Source organism: Pseudomonas yamanorum (genome assembly GCF_900105735.1).
Classification (GTDB): domain Bacteria; phylum Pseudomonadota; class Gammaproteobacteria; order Pseudomonadales; family Pseudomonadaceae; genus Aquipseudomonas; species Aquipseudomonas yamanorum.
Window position 1 is genome coordinate 1,978,193 of the sequence record NZ_LT629793.1, and the last position, 21,881, is coordinate 2,000,073.

Consider the following 21,881-nt stretch of genomic DNA (forward strand, 5'->3'; position numbering starts at 1 on the left):
GACGCCGGTTTAGCCGCGCCGGGCCATGGATGGCCCGTCGCGGCGGCCCGCGGAATCGGGCCGGAGTGCGGGCATGCCGAGCCTAGGCGAGGCACCGAGTGGTGGGGCAGAGACCTTTTGGTTACTTTTGGGGCGTTTGCCAAAAGTGACCCGCTGTAAGAGCGGAACCATAGGTGGCCGTTACCTAAATAACGGATATGTACACACACCCAGAAACAATTCCCAGCGCATTCCCTCGCTACCAAAACTGTTCCCATGACGCGCACGTAACCCCCGCCTGTGACCTTTCTCTACGGCAACATGCCATCACCGCGAATGCAGTTACCCGCCTACACACTTAAACCCAGAAAAATCACGCACCATTTTCGCGCAGTCATTTCCTACGCCGCCCTTTCCTGGATCAGAATCCACGGCGAAACCACCACCGCCCACAAACTCGGGTCCCGCTCAACCAGGTCCAACGCCCGCGTCGCAGACACCTCGCCAAGACTCCCCGCAGCCAGCCAGGCAGCGACTTTCTCACGGTTGTCCTCAGCCATGCCCTCGGCGGCCTCGATCAAATCCAGCCCGGCATCGACCCACAATAGGGCACCCTTGGCAAAGAACGGCTCAAGCTCCTTCCAGGAAATTTCCGCGGTTTCACCAAGCAGCTTGGCATAGAGGGTGCTAGGTTCTTGCGTCATGGGAGTTCACCTGAAGAAAAAATCGGCGCAATCATACCGTCGAGCTCCAGGCAGAAAAACCCAGTTGCAAATGAGGCACCGAACGAAAGTGTCAGGAAAGCCAAGGATTGCCCGGAACTCTGGCATCACCCCCGCCGCAATTCTGTCTTTTTCTTTCATTTAAGCGACATACCCGGGTTTTGCCCCCAGCAGCCAGCTTTTCAAGCGATCAACCGGCGCTCTACACTGTACCGGTACAGTTGCCAGGCCGCTGCCGGGGGATATCCGAGATATCTGATCCGGTTCTGCAGCTCACAAGGCCGCTAGAACTATAAAAAATACAACAGTAAGAGTGGAGCACTATGAATAAGGCTACTAAGCAGATTTCCAAACTGTTTGCCGCTATGGTCCTGGCCGGGGTTGCCAGCCATTCGTTCGCAGCTGACACCATCAAGATCGGTATTGCCGGCCCTAAAACCGGCCCTGTGACCCAGTACGGCGACATGCAGTTCATGGGTGCCAAGCAGGCCATCGCCGACATCAACGCCAAGGGCGGCGTAGATGGCAAAATGCTCGAAGCCAAAGAATACGACGACGCTTGCGATCCAAAACAAGCCGTGGCCGTAGCCAACAAAGTGGTCAACGACGGCGTCAAGTTCGTGGTTGGTCACCTTTGCTCCAGCTCCACTCAGCCAGCATCCGACATCTACGAAGACGAAGGCGTGATCATGATCACCCCGGCTGCCACCAGCCCGGAAATCACGTCCCGTGGCTACAAGCTGGTCTTCCGTACCATCGGCCTGGACAGCGCCCAAGGCCCAGCCGCCGGTAACTACATCGCCGACCACGTGAAGCCGAAAGTCGTAGCCGTTATCCACGACAAGCAGCAGTACGGTGAAGGCATCGCCACCGCCGTCAAGCAGACCCTGGAGAAGAAAGGCGTGAAAGTTGCCCTCTTCGAAGGCATCAACGCTGGCGACAAAGACTTCGGTTCGCTGATTCAGAAGCTCAAGCAAGCCAACGTCGACTTCGTCTACTACGGCGGCTACCACCCGGAGCTGGGCCTGATCCTGCGCCAAGCCAAGGAAAAAGGCGTGAACGCCAAGTTCATGGGCCCTGAAGGCGTCGGCAACGACTCCATCTCGCAAATCGCCCAGGGCGCTTCCGAAGGCCTGCTGGTCACCCTGCCGAAGTCTTTCGACACCGATCCTGCCAACAAGGCAATCGTTGAAGAGTTCACCAAGAACAAGCAGGACCCAACCGGTCCGTTCGTGTTCCCGGCCTACTCGGCTGTTGAAGTAATCGCCGGCGGTATCGCTGCCGCGAAGAGCGAAGACACCGCCAAAGTGGCTGCTGCCATCCACGCCGGTACCTTCAAGACCCCGACCGGCGACCTGAGCTTCGACGCCAAGGGCGACCTGAAGGACTTCAAGTTCGTGGTCTACGAATGGCACTTCGGCAAACCAAAAACCGAAGTTTCCCCTCAGTAAGCCAGGCGTTACTGGTCAACAAGCCCACTGTGCAAGCAGTGGGCTTTGTTTTACGAGGTTTATGGGCCTGTCACCCGCGATCCGGGCGCTGGCTCACCTGAAAATCTTAAAACCGTCACCAGCGGTTCGCTGGCAAACGCTTTGTGCAACCTGATCACAGAACAGGGCACCGAGCCGGAAATTGACTCCACCAGTGAAATGCGTATCGGGTTTTTAGGAGCGCTGTAATGCCTGAGATCTATCATTTTTTCCAAACGCTGGTTAACGGCATGACCGTTGGCAGCACCTATGCCTTGATAGCCATTGGCTACACAATGGTTTACGGCATCATTGGAATGATTAACTTCGCCCATGGCGAGGTGTACATGATTGGTTCCTACGTGGCCTTCATCGCCCTTGCCGGGCTGGCCATGCTGGGTATCCACTCCCTGCCGCTGTTGATGACCGCTGCGTTCCTGGCGTCCATCGTCGTAACCAGTGCCTATGGCTACAGTATCGAACGCGTTGCGTACCGCCCCTTGCGTGGCAGCAACCGCTTGATCCCGCTGATCTCTGCGATCGGCATGTCGATTTTCCTGCAGAACACCGTATTGCTGTCCCAGGATTCCAAGGACAAATCCATTCCCAACCTGATCCCGGGGAGCTTCTCCTTCGGCCCAGGTGGCGCACAAGAAGTGCTGATTTCCTACATGCAGGTCCTGGTCTTCGTCGTCACCCTGGTGGCAATGCTCGGCCTGACCCTGTTCATCTCTCGCTCCCGTCTGGGGCGTGCCTGCCGGGCCTGCGCCGAAGACATCAAGATGGCCAACCTGTTGGGCATCAACACCAACAACATCATCGCCCTGACCTTCGTCATCGGTGCCGCACTGGCGGCCATCGCCGCTGTATTGCTGAGCATGCAGTATGGCGTGATCAACCCCAACGCCGGTTTCCTGGTGGGCCTCAAGGCCTTCACCGCAGCGGTATTGGGCGGCATCGGCAGCATTCCGGGTGCGATGCTCGGCGGGCTGGTGCTGGGGGTGGCTGAAGCCTTTGGCGCCGATGTGTTCGGCGACCAGTACAAGGACGTGGTGGCATTCGGTCTATTGGTTCTGGTGCTGTTGTTCCGGCCGACCGGCATTCTGGGCCGTCCGGAGGTTGAGAAAGTATGAGCAGATATCTTAAATCGGCGTTTTTCAGCGCCTTGCTGGTGTGGGCCGTGGCCTTTCCGGTACTCGGCCTCAAGCTGAGCATTGTCGGGATCAACCTCGAAGTGCATGGCACCGGTCCCGTGACATTGACCATCATTGCCCTGTGCTCGGTGTTGATGTTCCTGCGCGTGCTGTTTACCCAGCAGGTCGGTGCACTCCTCAAGTCCAACCGTGGCCCGTTGGTTTCGCCCAAGGTCAGTCAGTTCCTGACCCTGCCGCGCACCCAGCGCTACATCATCATTGGCCTGATCGTGGCCGCGTTGATCTGGCCGTTCTTCGGTTCCCGGGGTGCGGTGGACATCGCGACACTGATCCTGATCTACGTGTTGCTGGGCCTGGGCCTGAACATCGTGGTGGGTCTCGCCGGCCTGCTCGACCTGGGCTATGTGGGCTTCTACGCAGTGGGTGCCTACACCTACGCGTTGCTCTCGCACTACCTGGGCTGGGGCTTCTGGATCTGCCTGCCACTGGCCGGCATGGCGGCGGCCACATTTGGCTTCCTGCTGGGCTTCCCGGTACTGCGCTTGCGCGGTGACTATCTGGCGATCGTGACCCTGGGCTTCGGGGAAATCATCCGTCTGTTCCTGCGTAACCTCACCGATATCACCGGCGGCCCCAACGGCATCAGCAGCATCCCCAAGCCGACGTTCTTCGGGTTGTCGTTCGACCGCACCGCGGCCGAAGGCGTGCAGACTTTCCACGAGTACTTCGGGATCGACTACAACCCGGTCAGCAAAGTGGTGTTCCTGTACCTGGTGGCCCTGCTGCTGGCACTGGCGGCGCTGTTCGTGATCAACCGCCTGCTGCGCATGCCGATCGGCCGCGCGTGGGAAGCGCTGCGCGAAGATGAAATCGCCTGCCGTGCACTAGGCATGAACCCGACCGTCATCAAGCTTTCGGCATTCACCCTCGGGGCAACCTTCGCCGGTTTTGCTGGCAGCTTCTTCGCCGCTCGCCAGGGCCTGGTGACACCGGAGTCGTTCACCTTCATCGAGTCGGCGATCATCCTCGCCATCGTGGTACTGGGTGGCATGGGCTCGCAGCTGGGCGTGATCCTCGCGGCGATCGTGATGATCCTGCTGCCGGAAATGATGCGTGAGTTCAGCGAATACCGCATGTTGATGTTCGGCGCCATGATGGTGCTGATGATGATCTGGCGTCCTCAAGGCCTGCTGCCCATGCAACGTCCACACATGGAGCTGCGCAAATGAGCCGCGAGATCCTGAAAGTCGAAAATTTGAGCATGCGCTTCGGCGGTTTGCTCGCGGTCAACGGCGTGGCCCTGACCGTACAAGAGAAGCAGGTTGTGGCTCTTATCGGCCCCAACGGCGCCGGCAAGACCACGGTGTTCAACTGCCTGACCGGGTTCTACAAGCCGGCTGGCGGCACCATCCTGCTGGATGGCCAGCCGATTCAGGGCCTGGCCGGTCACGAGATTGCCCGCAAGGGCGTGGTGCGAACCTTCCAGAACGTGCGGCTGTTCAAGGACATGACAGCGGTCGAGAACCTCTTGATCGCCCAGCACCGTCACCTGAACACCAACTTCTTTGCCGGCCTGTTCAAGACTCCGTCGTTCCGCAAGAGCGAGCGCGAGGCCATGGAATATGCAGCGTACTGGCTGGACAAGGTCAACCTCACCGAGTTTGCCAACCGTCCTGCCGGTACCCTGGCCTACGGTCAGCAACGTCGCCTGGAAATCGCCCGCTGCATGATGACCCGTCCGCGGATCCTCATGCTCGACGAACCGGCCGCCGGCCTGAACCCCAAGGAAACCGAAGACCTCAAGGCGCTGATCAGCGTGCTGCGTGAAGAAAACAACGCCACCGTGCTGCTGATTGAACACGACATGAAACTGGTCATGAGCATCTCCGACCATATCGTGGTGATCAACCAGGGCACGCCACTGGCCGACGGTACGCCGGAGCAGATCCGTGACAACCCGGCCGTGATCAAAGCCTATTTGGGGGAAGCGTAAAATGCTGCAATTCGAAAACGTTTCCACTTTCTACGGCAAGATCCAGGCACTGCACAGCGTCAACGTCGAAGTGCGCCAGGGCGAAATCGTCACCCTGATCGGGGCCAACGGTGCCGGTAAATCCACGCTGCTGATGACCTTGTGCGGTTCGCCCCAGGCCCACAGCGGCAGCATCCGCTACATGGGTGAGGAACTGGTGGGCCAGGCCTCCTCGGAGATCATGCGCAAGAGCATTGCCGTGGTTCCGGAAGGCCGCCGGGTATTTGCCCGCCTGACCGTGGAAGAGAACCTCGCCATGGGCGGGTTCTTCACCGACAAGGGCGATTACCAGGAGCAGATGGACAAGGTGCTGCACCTGTTCCCGCGGCTCAAGGAACGCTTCAGCCAGCGCGGCGGCACCATGTCCGGCGGCGAACAGCAAATGCTCGCCATCGGCCGCGCGCTGATGAGCAAGCCCAAGCTGTTGCTTCTGGACGAACCGTCCCTGGGACTGGCACCGATCATCATCCAGCAGATCTTCGACATCATCGAACAGCTGCGCAAGGACGGTGTGACGGTGTTCCTGGTGGAGCAGAACGCCAACCAGGCACTGAAGATTGCCGACCGTGCCTATGTGCTGGAAAACGGCCGCGTGGTGATGCAGGGCAGCGGCGAACAACTGCTGACCGATCCGAAAGTGCGTGAGGCTTATTTGGGCGGTTGATGCCGTCTGGAAGTAGAAGCCGGCCTCTGTGGGAGCTGGCTTGCCTGCGATAGCATCGCCTCGGTGGAACTGAAACACCGAGGCGTCAGCATCGCAGGCAAGCCAGCTCCCACATTTGTTTTGCGAAACCTGAAATTATTTTCCCCTGGTTTGTAACGAATCCCTTCCCCCTATCTCTAGTGGTGTAAGCAGGCAACTACGCTTGCCAACCCAACCCACTGCTGGAGATACACCATGACTACCAAAACCCGCTCGCTGTCCGCTGCCACCCTCGTCCTGGCCCTGGGTTCGGCCCTGAGCCTGTCCGCCCTGACCACCACCGCCCACGCCGCCGATGACATGCAGAAATGCTTCGGTGTAGCCGAAGCCGGCAAGAACGATTGCGCTGCAGGCGCCGGCACTTCCTGCGCGGGCACCTCGAAGGTCAAGGATCAGGCCAACGCCTGGAAACTGGTCCCGGCCGGTACCTGCCTGAAAACCCCAAGCACCACCTCGCCAACCGGCTTCGGCCAGGAAGCTACCTTCACCGCCAAGTCCTGAAACCCTGCACAGCCTGAGTACTGACGATGACGCTCTCATTCACCCACTCCATCTCCCAGGCTCAGGCGCCCGGCCTCCCCCGTCGGGCCGGGCTGGGGCTCAAGGACGAGCACTTCAGTGAAGTGCTCGAGACTTCCCCCGACATCGGTTTTTTTGAAGTCCACGCCGAAAACTACATGGTGGCCGGCGGGCCTTTCCATCACTACCTGGGCTTGATCCGCGAACAGTACCCGCTGTCGCTGCACGGTGTGGGCCTGTCCATCGGCGGCGAAGGTCCGCTGAACGATGAGCACCTTGAGCGCTTGGCCACGCTGATCGAGCGCTATCAACCCCACTCCTTTTCCGAACACCTGGCCTGGTCCAGCCACGGCCCGGTGTTTCTCAATGATCTGCTGCCGCTGGCGTATGACGATGAAACCCTGAAGCGGGTGTGCGAACACATCGACCAGGTACAAACCCGCCTGCAGCGGCCCATGCTGTTGGAGAACCCGTCAACCTATCTGCAATTCCAGTGCTCCACCCTGGAAGAGACCGACTTCATCAGCGAAGCGATCCGCCGCACCGGCTGCGGGCTGCTGCTGGACGTGAATAATGTGTATGTGTCGTGCATCAACCATCAGCAAGACCCGCTGAAGTACATCGAGGCCTTGCCGTTGCACGCCGTGGGCGAGATTCATCTGGCAGGGTTTGCCGAAGACACCGACAGCCTCGGCGACCGTTTGCTGATTGACGATCACGGCGCCCCCATCGACAACGCGGTGTGGCAGCTCTACCAGCACGTGCTCACCCGCACCGGGCCGGTCGCCACGCTGATCGAACGCGACAACCAGGTGCCGGCGTTCAGCGTGCTGCATGCTGAAGCGCGCCAAGCCGACCGGTTTCTGCTGGAGGCGCGCGCATGAGCCGCCAGGACGTGTTTACCCGCGCCTTGCTGTCCCCCGAGGAAAGCTGCCCCGAAGGTTTGTTCAGCCGTAACGGCGCCGATCCGGCCAGTCGTTTTGCGGTGTACCGCAACAATGTCCACAGCTCACTGATCAACGCCCTGGCCGCCGGCTACCCGGTCACTCTGCAACTGGTGGGCGATGAGTTTTTTCGGGCGATGGCCGGTGTGTATGTCCAGGATTTCCCACCGACCAGTCCACTGATCAATGAGTACGGCGGCGACCTGGCTGACTTTATCCAGGGCTTCGCCCCCGCCGCCAGCGTGCCATATCTAGCCGACGTGGCGCGCCTGGAGCGATTGCGGGTCAGGGCCTACCACGCGGCGGACGCACTGCAACTGGATCAGCAGGAAATCATCGCCGCCCTGCAACAACAGTCGGACTTGGGCGAACTGCGCCTGCAACTGCATCCGTCCCTGGCCACCCTGAACTCGGCCTACGCCGTGGTGGCGTTATGGGCTGCTCACCAGACAGGCGAATCCCTCGCCACCCTCGACCCCTTCCATGCCCAAAGCGCGCTGGTGCTGCGCAACGGCCTGCACGTGCAGGTATTTCACATCGACAGCGGCGCAGCCGCGTTTATCAACAGCCTGAACAACGGTTGGCCGCTGGAGATGGCCGTGGCCTACGCCCTCGATGCAGCCGCCGAATTTGATCTGCATCAATGCCTGGCCCTGCTGATCGGCCATGGCGCCATCACCCACTTGCACACAGAACCCAAGGTATCGCCATGAACACCCCCGCTCCCGGGCTGATCCAACGGATCATCCAGCTCTTCGAGAAAATCTCCTACAGCCTGATCGCCTTCGTCGCACGCTTCTCTATCGCCGCGGTGTTCTGGAAATCCGGACAGACCAAGGTCGAAGGCCTCGCCGTGGACCTGATCGGCGGTACGTTCCAACTGGGCTGGCCGCACTTGGCGCCGTCCACCCTGCCGCTGTTTCGCAGCGAATATCATGTGCCGCTGTTGTCAGCGGAAGTGGCGGCGCATATGGCCGCGTTCGCCGAGCATTTTTTCCCGGTGCTGATCCTGGTGGGGTTTGCCACGCGGTTCTCGGCGCTGGCTCTACTGGGCATGACCCTGACCATCCAGCTGTTCGTCTACCCGGACGCCTACCCGACCCACGGCACCTGGATCGCACTGTTGTTGCTGTTGATGGCCAAGGGGCCGGGCTGCTTCTCCATCGATCACCTGATTGCCCGGCGCTTGCGCTAAAGGCGATCCAGGGCCTCGCCGCTGCGCTTGAACCAGCCCACCAGATAATCTGCGAGTACCTGAGTGCGGCGCGGCAGGCCCCCCTGATACGGATGGACCAAGTACATCGGCATGCTGCGGGTCTGATAATCCCGCAGGAGCCAGCGCAAGCGCCCCTCAGCCAATTCCGTGTGCAACACATAAGAGGGCAGACGCGCGATGCCCGCCCCCACCAGCGCCGCCTTCTTCAACAAGTTGTAATGGTTGGAGGCAAAGGTCCCGGATACGCGAACCCGCAGCAGCTCATGCTGTTGGTGATACAGCCACTCTTCACGGCCGCTGTAGTGGCTGTTCAGCAAGCAGTTGTGGCCCACCAGTTCCGCCGGTGTCAGCGGCTCGCCGTGCTGTTCCAGATAGGCCGGGCTGGCGCAGGTCATCTCGTGCCAGGCCAGCAGCGGCTTGGCCACCAGTCGCTCGTCGTTGGCGACTTCCGAGCGTACCGCCAGGTCAAAGCCGTCCCGCCCCAGGTCTCGATACTGGTTGTTGAGCTCCAGTTCGATCTGCACCTGCGGGTACTCCCGGGAAAACTCCAGCAGCAAACCATCGAAGAAGGTTTCGCCCAAGGAAACCGGAACCGTCATACGCACCGGGCCGACCAGGTCGTCCTTGAGCCTGGCCAGTGCCTGACGTGCCCGTTCCACCTGGACCACCAACGCCTGGGCCTGCGGCAACAGTGCCGCCCCCGCTGCCGTCAGGCTCAAACGACGCGTGGTTCGATGCAACAACACCACCGAAAACTGCGCTTCCAGCTGGCTGATGCGCTTGGACAGTTGCCCCTTGCTGCAGCCCAACTGCTGAGCCGCCAGGGTAAAGCTGCCGGCTTCGATCAACACCGCAAACGCCGCCAAGTCATCCATTTCGCTCATGGATTGTTTCCATTTGAAAACCAAAGGTTGCCTATTAGTGCACTTATCCGCGCAAAAAATCACTCTAGACTGAAACCTCACCTACACATCTGGAGGAAGGCACGATGAAAATCCTGTTGATTGGCGCAAGCGGCACCGTGGGTTCGGCGGTCAAGGCAGAACTGTCCCAACGGCATGAAGTGATCAGCATCGGTCGCAAGAGTGGCGAGTTCCAGGTCGACATCAGCGACAGCGCCTCGATCCGCAAACTGTTCGAACAAACCGGCAAGTTCGACGCACTGATCTGCGCCGCCGGCAGCGTCAACTTCGTGCCTCTGGGGGACATGAGCGCCAGCGATTTTGACCTGGGCCTGCAAGACAAGCTGATGGGCCAGGTGAACCTGCTGCTGATTGGCCGCGAGTTCGCCAATGACGGCGCATCGTTCACCTTCACCAGCGGCATTCTCAACCGCGATCCGATTCGCACCGGTGCTTCGGCGGCCCTGGTCAACGGCGCGCTGGATGCATTCGTGAAAGCTGCGGCGATCGAACTGCCCCGCGGCCTGCGCATCAACTCGGTGAGCCCGACCGTGCTGCTGGAAGCCATGGGCAGCTACGCGCCGTACTTCCGTGGCTACAAACCGGCTCCAGGTGCAGACGTGGCGCTGGCCTACGCGAAAAGCGTGGAAGGCTTGCAGACCGGGCAGACGTTTATCGTCGGTTGATTCAACCTGTGTCCCGGGCTTGTGATGCATCGCCAGCCTGCGTAACGTGGCGGCACTTATCAGGAGACCCGATAATGCGTGCCGCCCGTACCCTAGCTCTGTTTGCCTTGTTGCCCCTGTTCACCGCCTGCCAGATGTTCGAGAACGAGCCGGCCAAGCCCTCTCTCGCCGGGTTGACCCGCATGCAGGGCGAGCTGACGGCGCAGGGTGACAAACTGCTGTTCCAGCCCTGCAACGACAAACGCAATTACGTGGTCAACGACACCGGCGGCACCAGCATCCTGCAGGAGGCCGCCTCCCTGGCCGGCCAGCAAGGCGCACTGTTTGCCGACCTGCGTGGCAAGTTCTCCGGCGTCGCCAGCGGCACCCAGGGCACGGTGGACCTGCAACAGGTGTACCGCGTCGAACGCTCGACCTCGGCCTGCGATGATCCGGATTTCAAGCGCATGATCCTGCGGGCCAACGGCCACAAGCCGGCCTGGGCGATGAACGTTACCGCCAAGGGCATGGTGCTGGAGCGTGAAGGCCAGCCGCCATTGGCCGTGCCGTATGTGGAAGAACAATCGGGCGACGGACGGTTCAACCTGATGACCGAAGCCAATAACCAGCACATCGAACTCTGGGTGGCCCCGCAACGCTGTGTCGACAGCGTCAGCGGCAGCCTGCAGCACATGTCCGCCGAGCTTCGGGTCAACGGCCAGGTGCAACGCGGTTGCGCGTCGTTCGGCGGCTCGCGGGACGACTGATTGTCCGCTGCGCTGTTTTAACATGACGGGAAACCGCTGTTGGGGCTTATAATCGCCGGTTTGCAAAACAGCCGGCCTCTTTGCCCGCCGCCTACCGGATTCCTGTCATGTTACGAATCACCGAACTCAAGCTGCCCATCGACCATCCCGAAGAAGACCTGCGGCCTGCCATTGTGCAGCGCCTGGGCATCGCCAGTGATGACCTGCTCGATTTCACCCTGTTCAAACGCAGCTACGACGCCCGCAAGAAATCGTCGGAGCTGTGCTTCATCTACACCATCGACCTGGAAGTCAAAGGCGAGGCGGCCCTGCTGCTCAAGTTCGCCGACGACCGCAACGTCAACCCGGCACCGGACATCAGCTACAAGGTCGTGGGCCATGCGCCGGAAGGCCTGACCGAGCGGCCGATCGTCGTCGGTTTTGGCCCGTGCGGTATCTTCGCCGGACTGTTGCTGGCGCAGATGGGCTTCAAGCCGATCATCCTCGAACGCGGCCGCGAAGTGCGCCAGCGCACCAAGGACACCTGGGGCCTGTGGCGCAAAAACGTTCTGAACCCCGAATCCAACGTGCAGTTTGGTGAAGGCGGCGCCGGGACCTTCTCCGACGGCAAGCTCTACAGCCAGATCAAGGACCCGAAATTCCACGGCCGCAAGGTGCTGCACGAGTTCGTCAAGGCCGGCGCGCCGGACGAAATCCTCTACGTCAGCAAGCCGCACATCGGTACCTTCCGCCTGACCGGCGTGGTGGAGAACATGCGCCAGCAGATCATCGCCCTGGGCGGTGAAGTGCGCTTTGAGCAGCGGGTGACCGACGTGCTGATCGAAGACGGTCAGTTGAATGGCGTGGTGGTGGATGGCGGCGAACAGATCCTGTCGAAACACGTGATCCTCGCCCTCGGCCACAGCGCCCGTGACACCTTCCGCATGCTGCATGGCCGTGGCGTGTACATGGAAGCCAAGCCGTTCTCGGTGGGTTTCCGGATCGAACACCCGCAGTCACTGATCGACGCCGCGCGCCTGGGCAAGTACGCCGGGCACCCGAAACTCGGCGCTGCTGATTACAAACTGGTGCACCATGCCAAGAACGGCCGTTCGGTGTACAGCTTCTGCATGTGCCCGGGCGGCACCGTGGTCGCGGCGACATCAGAGCCGAATCGCGTAGTGACCAACGGCATGAGCCAATACTCGCGCAACGAACGCAACGCCAACTCCGGGATCGTGGTGGGCATCACCCCGGAAGTGGATTACCCGGGCGGCCCGCTGGCCGGGATCGAGTTGCAGGAGCGCCTGGAATCCCACGCGTTCATCCTCGGCGGCAGCAACTACGAAGCACCGGCGCAACTGGTGGGTGATTTCATTGCGGGCAAGCCGTCCACCGCCATCGGCACCGTGGAACCGTCCTATAAGCCCGGCGTGGCCTGGGGTGACTTGGCCCTGGCGCTGCCGGACTTTGCCATCGAAGCCATCCGCGAAGCACTGCCGGCGTTCGAGAAGCAGATCAAGGGTTACTCGCTGCACGACGCAGTGCTGACCGGGATCGAGACCCGCACTTCATCGCCGCTGCGGATTACCCGTAACGAATCGATGCAGAGCCTGAACGTGAAAGGCCTGTTCCCCGCGGGCGAAGGTGCCGGTTATGCCGGTGGTATTTTGTCGGCGGGTGTCGACGGGATTCGGATCGCCGAGGCGTTGGCGCGGAATATGTTGGGCCTGGAGGCTTAACACCTCTTCCGCAAACGACGCGGATCAAATGTGGGAGCCGGGCTTGCCCGCGATGGCGATGTGTCATTCAACAGTGATGTTGCCTGATGTATCGCCATCGCGGGCAAGCCCGGCTCCCACATTGTCTTGTGTGGTATGGAAGATTTTAGATATTGGCGCGCAGGATGCTTTCCGGCAACGGTTGCCCCCGCTCAACACTCGCCGCAACGGCCGCAATCAACCCCTCCAACTCGTACCCCTGCCCTGCCAGCCAGGCCTGATCGTAATAGGTCGTGGCATAGCGCTCCCCACCGTCGCACAAGATCGCCACAATCGAGCCCGACTCCCCCGCCGCTTTCATCTGCTGCGCCGCGATCAACGCGCCGATCAGGTTGGTACCGCTGGAGCCCCCCACTCGCCGTCCCAAGCGCTGCGCCAGATAATGCATGGCCGCCAGTGACAGTGCATCCGGCACCTTGACCATCGCATCAATCACCTTGGGCAAGAACGACGCCTCAACCCGAGGCCGGCCAATACCTTCAATGCGTGAACCACACTCCAAACGCAGGCTCGCATCGCCGCTCAGGTAGTAATCAAAAAACACCGAACGCTCCGCGTCCGCGCACAACACCCGGGTGCAGTGCTGGCGATAACGCACATAACGCCCCAACGTCGCCGTTGTGCCACCCGTGCCTGGGCTGGAAATCAGCCAACTCGGCTCCGGGTAACGCTCAAAGCGCAGTTGCTGGAAGATCGATTCGGCAATGTTGTTGTTCGCCCGCCAGTCGGTGGCGCGTTCGGCGTAGGTGAACTGGTCCATGAAGTGACCGCCGCTTTCCTGCGCCAGTCGCTCGGACTCGGCGTAGATCTGCGTCGGATCCTGTACCAGATGGCTCTTGCCACCATAGAACGCGATCTGCGCAATCTTTTCCTGGGAGGTGGTAGCCGGCATTACCGCAATAAACGGCAAGCCCAGCAGCCGGGCGAAGTACGCTTCGGAAATCGCCGTGGAGCCGCTGGACGCCTCGATCACCGGTGCGCCGGGCTTGAGCCAGCCGTTACACAACGCATAGAGGAACAACGAGCGCGCCAACCGATGTTTCAGGCTGCCGGTGGGATGGCTGGACTCATCCTTGAAATACAACTCGATATCCGGCAAACCCGGCAACGGCAAGGGGATCAGGTGGGTGTCGGCACTGCGCTGGAAGTCCGCTTCAATAATACGAATGGCTTCGCGGGCCCATTGGCGGTTGTCGCTCATGATCGGTTTCTCTAAGGATTTCAGACTAGATCTTAGGATGTTTCCTACACTCCACACAGATACAGTCATGACTCAATTGGACACACAATTTCCGGGGTTTGGCGCGCAAGTGTTGAGACCGATCCCTTATAACAAATAAGAATATAACTTTTGTTTTAACAACTAACCGTACGGGTTAGGGTACCCACCTATTGAACTTTGATTGGAGAGCATCCCTTGCCTCTGCGTAGCACTTTCACCCGTTTCTTCCAGCTGGAAGCCGCCAGCGGTCTGCTCCTGATCGCTGCCGCCGCCCTGGCATTAATCATCAACAACTCACCGCTGTCGCACCTTTACGCGAGTTTTCTCGACGTCCCGGTGGTCGCACAAATCGGCGCGCTGAAAATCGCCAAGCCGGCGCTGCTGTGGATCAACGACGGCCTGATGGCCCTGTTCTTCCTGCTGATCGGCCTTGAAGTAAAACGCGAGTTGCTCGACGGCCAACTCTCCAAACCTTCGCAAGTGGTGCTGCCCGGCGCAGCAGCCATCGGCGGCATGGTTGTGCCGGCGTTGATCTACTGGGCGCTGAACAAGGACAACCCGGCAGCCCTCGGCGGCTGGGCGATTCCCATGGCCACCGACATTGCCTTCGCCCTCGGCGTATTGGCCTTGCTGGGCAAGCGCGTGCCGGTGTCGCTGAAGTTGTTCCTGATGACCCTGGCCATCATCGACGACCTTGGCGCAATCATCGTCATCGCCATCTTCTACTCCACCGACCTGTCCGGGGCCTCATTGGCCGGCGCAGCAGCGTGCCTGATCGCCTTGATTGCGATGAACCGGCTCGGTGTCGTCAAGCTGGGCCCCTACATGATTGTCGGGCTGATCCTGTGGGTCTGCGTGCTCAAGAGTGGCGTGCACGCGACCCTGGCGGGCGTGACATTGGCGTTCTGTATCCCGCTGCGCACCAAAAACGCCGAACCTTCACCACTGCTGACCCTGGAACATGCATTGCACCCCTGGGTGGCCTACGCGATCCTGCCGCTGTTTGCTTTTGCCAACGCAGGGGTTTCACTGACCGGCGTCAACCTGGAAAGCTTCACCCACCACGTGCCAATGGGCATCGCCGCCGGCCTGCTGCTGGGCAAGACCGTTGGCGTGCTGGGTTTCACCTGGGTCATGGTAAAAACCGGCCTCGCCGCACTGCCCGCCGGCGCCAACTGGGGCCAGGTCCTGGGCGTGGCGATCCTGTGCGGCATCGGCTTCACCATGAGCCTGTTTGTCGGTTCTCTGGCGTTTGTGCCGGGCAGCAGTGAATACGCAGGGATGGACCGGATGGGCATCCTGACCGGATCGATATTGGCGGCGCTGATCGGGTATGCAGTGACGGCGATGGCCAGTCGCAAGCAGGCGCTCGTTCAATCCTGACCATCACGAACAATCGTTCGCCCAACAAAAAACCCCAACCGGTCACCCGGTTGGGGTTTTTCTTTTCCTGCAGCCTTACCCTTAACGAGTAACGCGGCTGGTGCCGTTCACGGTCATGATGCGAACGCGGTCGCCGATGCGGAAGACTTCGTTCGGGTCAACGGCCTGGACGTAGGCGCGCATGCTGCCGTCGTCTTCACGAACAGTGACTTCGACGCCTTGAGTACGGGTCAGGCCTTCTTCAGCGGCCGAACCGAGCAAGCCACCGGCAACGGCACCGATAACGCCTGTGACGATACTGCCACGGCCACCGCCGATAGCGCTGCCGCCAACGCCGCCAACCACTGCGCCAGCAACGCCGCCGATTGGGGTCTTGGTGCCTTCGATTTTCACCGGACGCAGGGATTCAATGGTGCCCATGCGAACAGTCTGTACACGACGAGCTTCGTCACGGGAGTACGAGTCGCCGGTCAGACTCGAGGCGCAGCCACCCAGCAGCAGCGACAGGGTGGTAAAGCAGGCAACTAGTAAAACGGACTTACGCATAGCATCAACTCCAAAGGACAGGTATCCATTAAACCGCTGTGGCTTGCTGCCTGTCACGGCATGCCCGGCAGAAAATTGTTTTCATTCAGCCTTAGTACAGAGAGCCTGTACCGAAAAACTCGACGAACGGTAGCAACCCCACCTCCCTCAGGATCTTCATGGACGCTTTCACATTGTAGCCAACGGCTGCATGACGCGGCGCAACGCTACCCATCCGAGGCCTCTGACTAGAGACTTCGGCGTGCAGCGCTGCATTCAGGCGAGGTGACGAAAGGTGGGCTCAGGGCGCCAGCCGCTCACGGGTCCAGTCGGCACCCTGCAAGCGGTAGTTCAAGCGATCGTGCAAACGACTCGCGCGGCCTTGCCAGAACTCGATGCGCTGCGGCAGCAGGCGATAACCACCCCAGTGTTCGGGGCAGTCTGGCTGGGTATCACTGAAGCGTTGTTCGGTGGCCTTGAGCAGGTCCTGCAACTCTTCGCGATCCCTGATTACCCGGCTTTGCGGTGAAGCCCAGGCACCCAGGCGGCTGCCCAGGGGCCGGACCTGGAAGTAAGCGTCCGACTCCTCGGGCGTGACCTTGACCACCCGACCTTCGATGCGCACCTGGCGTTCGAGGGTCGGCCAGAAGAAGGTCATGGCAGCAAACGGCCGCGCCGCGAGCTGTTCACCCTTGGCACTCTGATAATTGGTGAAGAAGGTAAAGCCCTGGCTGTCCAGGCCCTTTAGCAGCAGGATCCGGCAATGTGGGCGCCCTTCGTGGTCGACCGTTGCCAGAGTCATGGCATTGGCCTCAACCGGTGGCTGCTCGGTTTTCACCGCGTCCGCAAACCACTGGTGGAACAAGGCAAACGGTTCGTCCGGGGCCTGGGCCTCGCTCAAACCGTCCCGTGTGTAGTCACGGCGCATATCGGCCAGTGCCTGGGTCATGCGGCTTTATCCTTCTCGCTCAAATAATCAGTTTTTTGCCTGGTCGTTGGTAGCGGCTGGAGCGGCGGCCTTGGCTGGTGCTGGCTTTTTAGCAGCTGGCTTGGCCGGGGCCTTTTTGGCCGCTGGCTTGGCAGCTGCTTTCTTGGCGACGGTTTTTTTCGCCGGAGCGGCAGCTTTTTTGACCGGAGCAGCGGCTGGAGCAGGAACGTCCTGCACAGCAACCATTTCAGCCTTCGGCGGGTTGGCCGAGTTGTACTTGCTCAGCAAGGCCAGCATGGTGGTGCGCTGGGTGAACAGGATCTCCATGCGACGGTTCAAGGCACGGCCCTGAGTGCTGTCGTTGGCGGCACGCGGCATCAGGTCGCCCATGCCACGCAGCATCAGGCGGTCCTGCTTCAGGCCGCTGAGGCTGAAGATCGAAGCGATGGACTGCGCGCGCTCTTTGGTCAGGGCCTGGCTTACCGGCTCGGCACCCGAGGTATCGACGTGGCCCAGGACCAGTACGGCGGTCTTCGGATCGCCTTCAACGGCCTTGGCAACACGGGTGAATGGACCCAGGGTCACCGGCAGCAACATCGCCGGGCGTTTCGGGTTGTAGGAGCCGTCAACCGGGGCAATCACGACCAATACGTTGTCGCGACGTTCCAGTTGCAGGTTGCTGTCTTTGATCGCGAGGCGCAGGCGCGGCTCGTAGTCGTCCAGCCAGGCCTGGGTGATTTTTGGATCAGGCATTGGAATGTTGGCAACGTCGACCTTGGCCAATGGCTTTGGCTTGCTTTCGAACGGCCACCACCATTTGGTATCGGTATCTGTCTTGGCAACGGCAGGTGCGGCAGCCGGTGCAGCGGCGGGCGCGGCGGATGCAGGCGTTGCAGCCTTGAGGTCAGCTTTCAGGTCGGCCTTGGCGTCGTCGGCTTTCGACGAGAACGGCCACCAACTGGAGCCGGTATCTGCCTTGGCAACCGGTGCCGGCGCCTGGGCAGGTGCTGCAGCGGCGGGAGCTACCGGCGCAGGCGCCTTGGCAGCGACGGCCGGCTTGGCATCCGGTTTGGTGTCGGCTTGGCTCACTGCATCCTTGGTAGCAGCCTTATCAGAACCAAATGACCACCAATGCCCACCTTCGGCATCATTTTGTGGGGTTTGTGCACAGCCAGTAATAGTGAGGCATAGCGCCAGTGCCAAGGACTTGTTCGATAACATGAGATATCCACAAAATGAGAAAAAACCAAGGGCCTGAATGACCCGTTAAACAGACGCTTTTGGAACATTAAAGTTACAACATTTTGCCTAGCGTCTTTTTGTATGTGCCTTTGTAACAAAAAAACGCAAGACAGCAAGCTATTTACAGACAACCGGCCAATATTCTTACCAACTTTTGCGCCCGCGGGTCCATAAGTACATAAGGCCCCAATGTATTGGTCACAAAACCAAAGGCTACATCATGTTCCGGATCAGCAAACCCCACCGAGCCCCCTGCCCCCGGATGCCCAAAGGCCCGTGGGCCAAGGCCGAACGTGGCGTTTGGTACTTGCGGTTGATCCAACATGCAACCCAACCCGAACCGGGTTTGTGTCAATAAGGTTTTATCCGGGCCGATACTGTGTTCACGGGTCAACTCTTCAAGCATGTCCGCTTCCAGCAAACTACCGTCGAGCAGCCCACTATAAAAACCCGCCAGACTTCGTGCATTACCGTGACCATTTGCCGCTGGCTGCTGCATGCGCCGCCATTCGGGTTTATTAGTGCTGGTCAGAATAGACGGCGGATTGGTAAATGCACGGGTAGTCATCGCCATCGGCTCGCGCATCGTTACTTGAAGTAAACGCTGTGCCGCCTCATCGCCTAAATTGCCCTTGCCTCGAGCTATATGGGCAACTCGATGAAATTCTTCGTCTGCCAGGCCTACATGAAAGTCCAGGCCCAATGGCCGCGCAACCCGGGCCACGATGGACTCACCCGGCCCACGACCGTCGGCGCGACGCAGCAGCTCGCCCACCAGCCAGCCGTAGGTAATCGCCGCATAGCCATGGCCTTCTCCGAGATTCCACCACGGCGCTTCGGCGGCGAGGGCGTCGACCATCATTTGCCAGTCGTACAGCGCTTCGGCAGGCAGCGTTTCACGCAGGGCCGGTAGCCCGGCCTGGTGGCAGAGCAGATGGCGCAGGGTGATGGCTTCTTTGCCGGCTGCAGCAAATTCCGGCCAGTATTTGGCGACCGGCGCATCAAGCTGCAGCTTGCCTTCTGCTACCAGTTGCAGCGCCGTGACGGCCGTAAAGGTCTTGGTGCAGGAGAACAGGTTGGCGATGGTGTCGCTGTGCCAGGCCTCGGCACCGTCCTTGTCGGCGGTACCGGCCCACAGGTCGACAACGGTTTCGCCGCCAATCTGAATGCACAACGCGGCGCCACGCTCCTGAGGGTCGTCGAACAGCGCGGCGAAGGCTTCACGCACCGCTTCGAATTGAAGCTCGTAATGACCCTGAATCTGCACCTAAGCCCCCTCGGAAAAGTACTACAAAAAGTGGCCGACATTGTTCCAGCCATTGAGTGATTTGTGAACCCGCACTCGTCGATCCGGCACCATCAATGACCCTTGCCGGAATGCCCACCGGAATGCCCTGCGCCCGGCCCGGCAGCATTGCCGTCACGCCCCGGTTTACCGCCTTCGCCGATGTGGACCGCAGCGGCCGCCTTGGCCTTTTCGGCCTCCTTGCCCAACTGGTCGACCGCCGCCAGGTTACTTTTACGCACGCTGTCGACAAAACCCTGGAACGGCACATCGGTGATGCCCACCAGGCCGAAGTGGCCGTTTTCGCCGTCCAGCAGACGACCGGTGACCGGCTGGTCCAGATACTGGAACCAGTGCACGCCAACAATCGATGGCTCGGTCATAGCCTGCTTGAGGAAGTTGGCGTAGGCAGTCCCGCGATCCTCTTCCCGGGCCAACTGCGTCACGCCGCCCCAGAACGGGCCACGGTCCGCCGAACCGAAGTTGAACTCGGTGATCAGCACCGGCTTGTCCAAAGCCCGCAGGGCCGCAAAGTCGTAACCATCCTGTGGCTTGAGGGTGTACATGTTGAAACTCAGCACATCGCAATACTGCGCGCAGGACGCCACTGATTCCGGGGTGCTGACGGCGTAACGGCCACCCAGCAACAGTTGGTTCGGCGCGTGCCATTTCAGTGCATCGGAGATGGTCTTGAAGTAGGCATCGGCAAAGGTTTTCTGGAAGTACTTGAAGTCCGCTTCGATTTCCGGGTGCTCGGGGTTTGGCATAGGCGGCACGAAGCCCGGGTCTTCCATCAACTCCCAAGCGGGCAGTTCGATGCCCCAGGCCTTGGACAGGCCGTCCTGATTGCGGTACTTGTCACGCAATTGCTTGAGAAACGCACGCTTGGCCGGCACGTCGGTGGTCATGCGCAGGGTGCCGTAGGCCAAGGCGTAGCGGGATTTAGCATCATCACCGGGACCGGCCCAGGCCAGTTCGTTGTCGGCAAAGAAGCCGATCAGCCACGGGTCGTCACGGTGGTCACGGGCGGCAATCGCCACCGCACGCTCGGTGGCCATGGCGAAACGCGGGTCGAACGGATCGGGCATGCCGCCCCACCAATCGGTACCGGTGCTGATGCTCGCGTAATCGCCGACGATCGACAGTGGCAAGGTGTAAGGCACACGGTCGGCGGTCGCCAGCTGCGGCGCACTCCAGTTGCCGACGGTGTTGAAGCCCCAGGCTTGCAGGCGGTCGAGGGTGTGGCTGACCCAGCGTTTCTGGTCGAAACCTTCAGGCGCACAGGGTGCCGGCGGCACGCACGGCTGGCCATAGGTACGTTGCAGGTTGGCGCCATAGAAGTCGTACCAGCGGCCAACATTGAAGCTGCGCCCCTGATCCGCGCCATTGCCGCTGCGGCTGTCGCCGCTTCCATAGTATTTGTCGAAAGGCTCGCCGGCCTTGGGCAGCGCGGCAAACATCCATTCGCGGCCTGCGACGTAGGTCTGGCTGTTGTCCGGGGCGACGGTGTTGACGCCCAGGGAGTAGAACGGATGGCCTTCCGGTGTCACCAGGTACCAGCGCCCGTCGCGCTTCTCGGTGCGGAAGAAGCCGCTGGCGTCAAAGGCCGGGCCCTTGTTCCAGCCGCCGTACTTGTCCAGGTACGCCTTGTCGCGCTCGGCCAGCCAGCCCTTGAGCTGTTGCTGCTCCTTGACCGCTGCGGCCCGCAACTGATCGTCACTGCTGACTTTCTCCGGCCACTTGGCACGGGTGGACTGCCCATAGGCATCCACCAGGTCGCTGTAGGTGGCCTTGAGTACCGGCTCGATATCCTGCACGCCAAAGCGCTCCAGCAGGATGCTTTGGGCGACATTGGGCTTGATCATCGACAGGGTCACCGACACGATCTGGTTGCGGTCGATCTCCCCTTCGCTGCTGGCCAGCAACACGCGCTGGCCATCGACGGTGATCGGCATCGGCGGGCCGGCCTTCATGCCCTGGCTCAGCGGCGAGTTGGCTTGCAACGGAATCAACAGCGTTTGCGCCGGGCCGGCTGGCAGGTCGATACGGCTGAACAGGGTCCGACCGTCATTGCTCTGCACCTTGACGTACAGGGTCAGCGCCCAGTCCATCGCGCTTTGGATACGCAGGCTCATCGCACCGGATTGCGACCAGTCCCAGGCACCGGTCTGCGGGCTGAGCACCACGCTTGGTTCGGCCGCCGGGTTGAAGGTAATACGGCGCAGCACTTCGCCTTCAGGGGTTTGTTCGGCGTTGTATTGCGGCAGGCTGGCGTCCTGGGTCGCTACATTGACCACATCGGCGGGCCGTACAAAGTTGAACAGGGTTTGTTGCCCGGCAGGCGCAGCCAGCAATGGCGCGGCAAACAACAAGGCAAAAACAGCGGGCAGCGTGCGAATCATGTGAACAAGGTTCTCCCAAACGGCCGGTGACTGGCCTGATGACGTGAAGCAATGGTGAGATA

General features: G+C 60.7%; 22 protein-coding genes. 14 read left to right on the forward strand and 8 right to left on the reverse strand.

Annotated elements, in window-relative coordinates:
- Nucleotides 1-380: 380 nt before the first annotated feature.
- Nucleotides 381-683 (reverse strand): DUF2288 domain-containing protein, encoded by a 303-nt coding sequence (locus BLU46_RS09580; RefSeq protein WP_017479356.1) that lies wholly within the window; start codon nucleotides 681-683, stop codon nucleotides 381-383.
- Nucleotides 684-1,024: 341 nt separating this feature from the next.
- Here BLU46_RS09580 and BLU46_RS09585 point away from each other — a divergent pair, with 341 nt between their 5' ends.
- The 10 genes from BLU46_RS09585 (at nucleotide 1,025) to BLU46_RS09625 (ending at nucleotide 8,717) form a co-directional block, all read left to right on the forward strand.
- Nucleotides 1,025-2,152 carry a branched-chain amino acid ABC transporter substrate-binding protein gene (locus BLU46_RS09585; RefSeq protein ID WP_003211654.1) on the forward strand — a complete coding sequence of 376 codons (1,128 nt, stop codon included), beginning with the start codon at nucleotides 1,025-1,027 and terminating at the stop codon, nucleotides 2,150-2,152.
- Nucleotides 2,153-2,197: 45 nt separating this feature from the next.
- Entirely contained in the window at nucleotides 2,198-2,380 is a 183-nt protein-coding gene (locus BLU46_RS32845; protein ID WP_003211657.1) for a hypothetical protein, read from the forward strand.
- Complete coding sequence (livH, locus tag BLU46_RS09590; protein ID WP_017137212.1) at nucleotides 2,380-3,303, forward strand: high-affinity branched-chain amino acid ABC transporter permease LivH; 924 nt, start codon at nucleotides 2,380-2,382, stop codon at nucleotides 3,301-3,303. The genes BLU46_RS32845 and livH overlap by 1 nt, the downstream gene beginning before the upstream one ends.
- On the forward strand, nucleotides 3,300-4,553 hold the full coding sequence (locus tag BLU46_RS09595) for a high-affinity branched-chain amino acid ABC transporter permease LivM (protein WP_017479359.1): 1,254 nt from the start codon (nucleotides 3,300-3,302) through the stop codon (nucleotides 4,551-4,553). Before livH ends, BLU46_RS09595 begins: the two co-directional genes overlap by 4 nt.
- A complete protein-coding gene (gene livG / locus BLU46_RS09600) occupies nucleotides 4,550-5,317 on the forward strand; it encodes a high-affinity branched-chain amino acid ABC transporter ATP-binding protein LivG (RefSeq protein ID WP_063032815.1) in 768 nt (255 codons plus the stop codon). The genes BLU46_RS09595 and livG overlap by 4 nt, the downstream gene beginning before the upstream one ends.
- A gap of 1 nt (nucleotide 5,318) precedes the next feature.
- On the forward strand, nucleotides 5,319-6,020 hold the full coding sequence (locus BLU46_RS09605; protein ID WP_003211664.1) for an ABC transporter ATP-binding protein: 702 nt from the start codon (nucleotides 5,319-5,321) through the stop codon (nucleotides 6,018-6,020).
- Between the two features lie 234 nt (nucleotides 6,021-6,254).
- Entirely contained in the window at nucleotides 6,255-6,560 is a 306-nt protein-coding gene (locus BLU46_RS09610; protein ID WP_093200990.1) for a BufA1 family periplasmic bufferin-type metallophore, read from the forward strand.
- Between the two features lie 26 nt (nucleotides 6,561-6,586).
- On the forward strand, nucleotides 6,587-7,462 hold the full coding sequence (gene bufB / locus BLU46_RS09615; RefSeq protein WP_093200994.1) for an MNIO family bufferin maturase: 876 nt from the start codon (nucleotides 6,587-6,589) through the stop codon (nucleotides 7,460-7,462).
- Nucleotides 7,459-8,235: an HvfC/BufC N-terminal domain-containing protein gene (locus BLU46_RS09620; RefSeq protein WP_093200999.1), complete on the forward strand. Its 777-nt coding sequence runs from the start codon at nucleotides 7,459-7,461 to the stop codon at nucleotides 8,233-8,235. Before bufB ends, BLU46_RS09620 begins: the two co-directional genes overlap by 4 nt.
- Complete coding sequence (locus BLU46_RS09625) at nucleotides 8,232-8,717, forward strand: DoxX family protein (protein ID WP_093201003.1); 486 nt, start codon at nucleotides 8,232-8,234, stop codon at nucleotides 8,715-8,717. The genes BLU46_RS09620 and BLU46_RS09625 overlap by 4 nt, the downstream gene beginning before the upstream one ends.
- On the opposite strand, the gene BLU46_RS09630 is transcribed toward BLU46_RS09625, so the two are convergent.
- Nucleotides 8,714-9,622 carry a LysR family transcriptional regulator gene (locus BLU46_RS09630; RefSeq protein WP_063032825.1) on the reverse strand — a complete coding sequence of 303 codons (909 nt, stop codon included), beginning with the start codon at nucleotides 9,620-9,622 and terminating at the stop codon, nucleotides 8,714-8,716. The two genes, BLU46_RS09625 and BLU46_RS09630, sit on opposite strands and share 4 nt — an antisense overlap.
- 104 nt (nucleotides 9,623-9,726) lie before the next feature.
- Between BLU46_RS09630 and BLU46_RS09635 the strand changes: the two genes are divergently transcribed.
- The 3 genes from BLU46_RS09635 (at nucleotide 9,727) to BLU46_RS09645 (ending at nucleotide 12,793) form a co-directional block, all read left to right on the forward strand.
- On the forward strand, nucleotides 9,727-10,326 hold the full coding sequence (locus tag BLU46_RS09635) for a short chain dehydrogenase (RefSeq protein ID WP_017479367.1): 600 nt from the start codon (nucleotides 9,727-9,729) through the stop codon (nucleotides 10,324-10,326).
- Nucleotides 10,327-10,400: 74 nt separating this feature from the next.
- Nucleotides 10,401-11,072 carry a COG3650 family protein gene (locus tag BLU46_RS09640; RefSeq protein ID WP_063032827.1) on the forward strand — a complete coding sequence of 224 codons (672 nt, stop codon included), beginning with the start codon at nucleotides 10,401-10,403 and terminating at the stop codon, nucleotides 11,070-11,072.
- Between the two features lie 107 nt (nucleotides 11,073-11,179).
- The gene (locus BLU46_RS09645) at nucleotides 11,180-12,793 is read left to right on the forward strand and encodes an NAD(P)/FAD-dependent oxidoreductase (RefSeq protein WP_093201007.1); all 1,614 of its coding nucleotides are present in this window, start codon (nucleotides 11,180-11,182) and stop codon (nucleotides 12,791-12,793) included.
- Between the two features lie 145 nt (nucleotides 12,794-12,938).
- Here the strand turns inward: BLU46_RS09645 and BLU46_RS09650 are convergent, their stop codons facing one another.
- Entirely contained in the window at nucleotides 12,939-14,036 is a 1,098-nt protein-coding gene (locus BLU46_RS09650; protein ID WP_172834583.1) for a PLP-dependent cysteine synthase family protein, read from the reverse strand.
- Nucleotides 14,037-14,249: 213 nt separating this feature from the next.
- On the opposite strand from BLU46_RS09650, the gene nhaA reads away from it, so the two are divergent.
- Nucleotides 14,250-15,437, forward strand: a complete 1,188-nt coding sequence (gene nhaA / locus BLU46_RS09655) for a Na+/H+ antiporter NhaA (RefSeq protein ID WP_017479371.1) — start codon at nucleotides 14,250-14,252, stop codon at nucleotides 15,435-15,437.
- Between the two features lie 81 nt (nucleotides 15,438-15,518).
- Here nhaA and BLU46_RS09660 read toward each other — a convergent pair whose 3' ends face one another.
- The 5 genes from BLU46_RS09660 to BLU46_RS09680 all read right to left on the reverse strand — a co-directional run bounded on the left by BLU46_RS09660 (nucleotide 15,519) and on the right by BLU46_RS09680 (nucleotide 21,819).
- Nucleotides 15,519-15,983 carry an outer membrane lipoprotein gene (locus tag BLU46_RS09660; protein WP_010176704.1) on the reverse strand — a complete coding sequence of 155 codons (465 nt, stop codon included), beginning with the start codon at nucleotides 15,981-15,983 and terminating at the stop codon, nucleotides 15,519-15,521.
- A 280-nt stretch (nucleotides 15,984-16,263) separates the two neighbouring features.
- Nucleotides 16,264-16,911: a pyridoxamine 5'-phosphate oxidase gene (gene pdxH / locus BLU46_RS09665; RefSeq protein WP_093201016.1), complete on the reverse strand. Its 648-nt coding sequence runs from the start codon at nucleotides 16,909-16,911 to the stop codon at nucleotides 16,264-16,266.
- Between the two features lie 27 nt (nucleotides 16,912-16,938).
- Nucleotides 16,939-18,111, reverse strand: coding sequence for an OmpA family protein (locus BLU46_RS09670; protein WP_093201020.1), 1,173 nt, complete (start codon nucleotides 18,109-18,111; stop codon nucleotides 16,939-16,941).
- A gap of 142 nt (nucleotides 18,112-18,253) precedes the next feature.
- Nucleotides 18,254-19,399, reverse strand: coding sequence for a serine hydrolase domain-containing protein (locus BLU46_RS09675; RefSeq protein WP_093201025.1), 1,146 nt, complete (start codon nucleotides 19,397-19,399; stop codon nucleotides 18,254-18,256).
- Between the two features lie 92 nt (nucleotides 19,400-19,491).
- Nucleotides 19,492-21,819 (reverse strand): beta-galactosidase, encoded by a 2,328-nt coding sequence (locus BLU46_RS09680; RefSeq protein ID WP_093201028.1) that lies wholly within the window; start codon nucleotides 21,817-21,819, stop codon nucleotides 19,492-19,494.
- Nucleotides 21,820-21,881 lie beyond the last annotated feature (62 nt).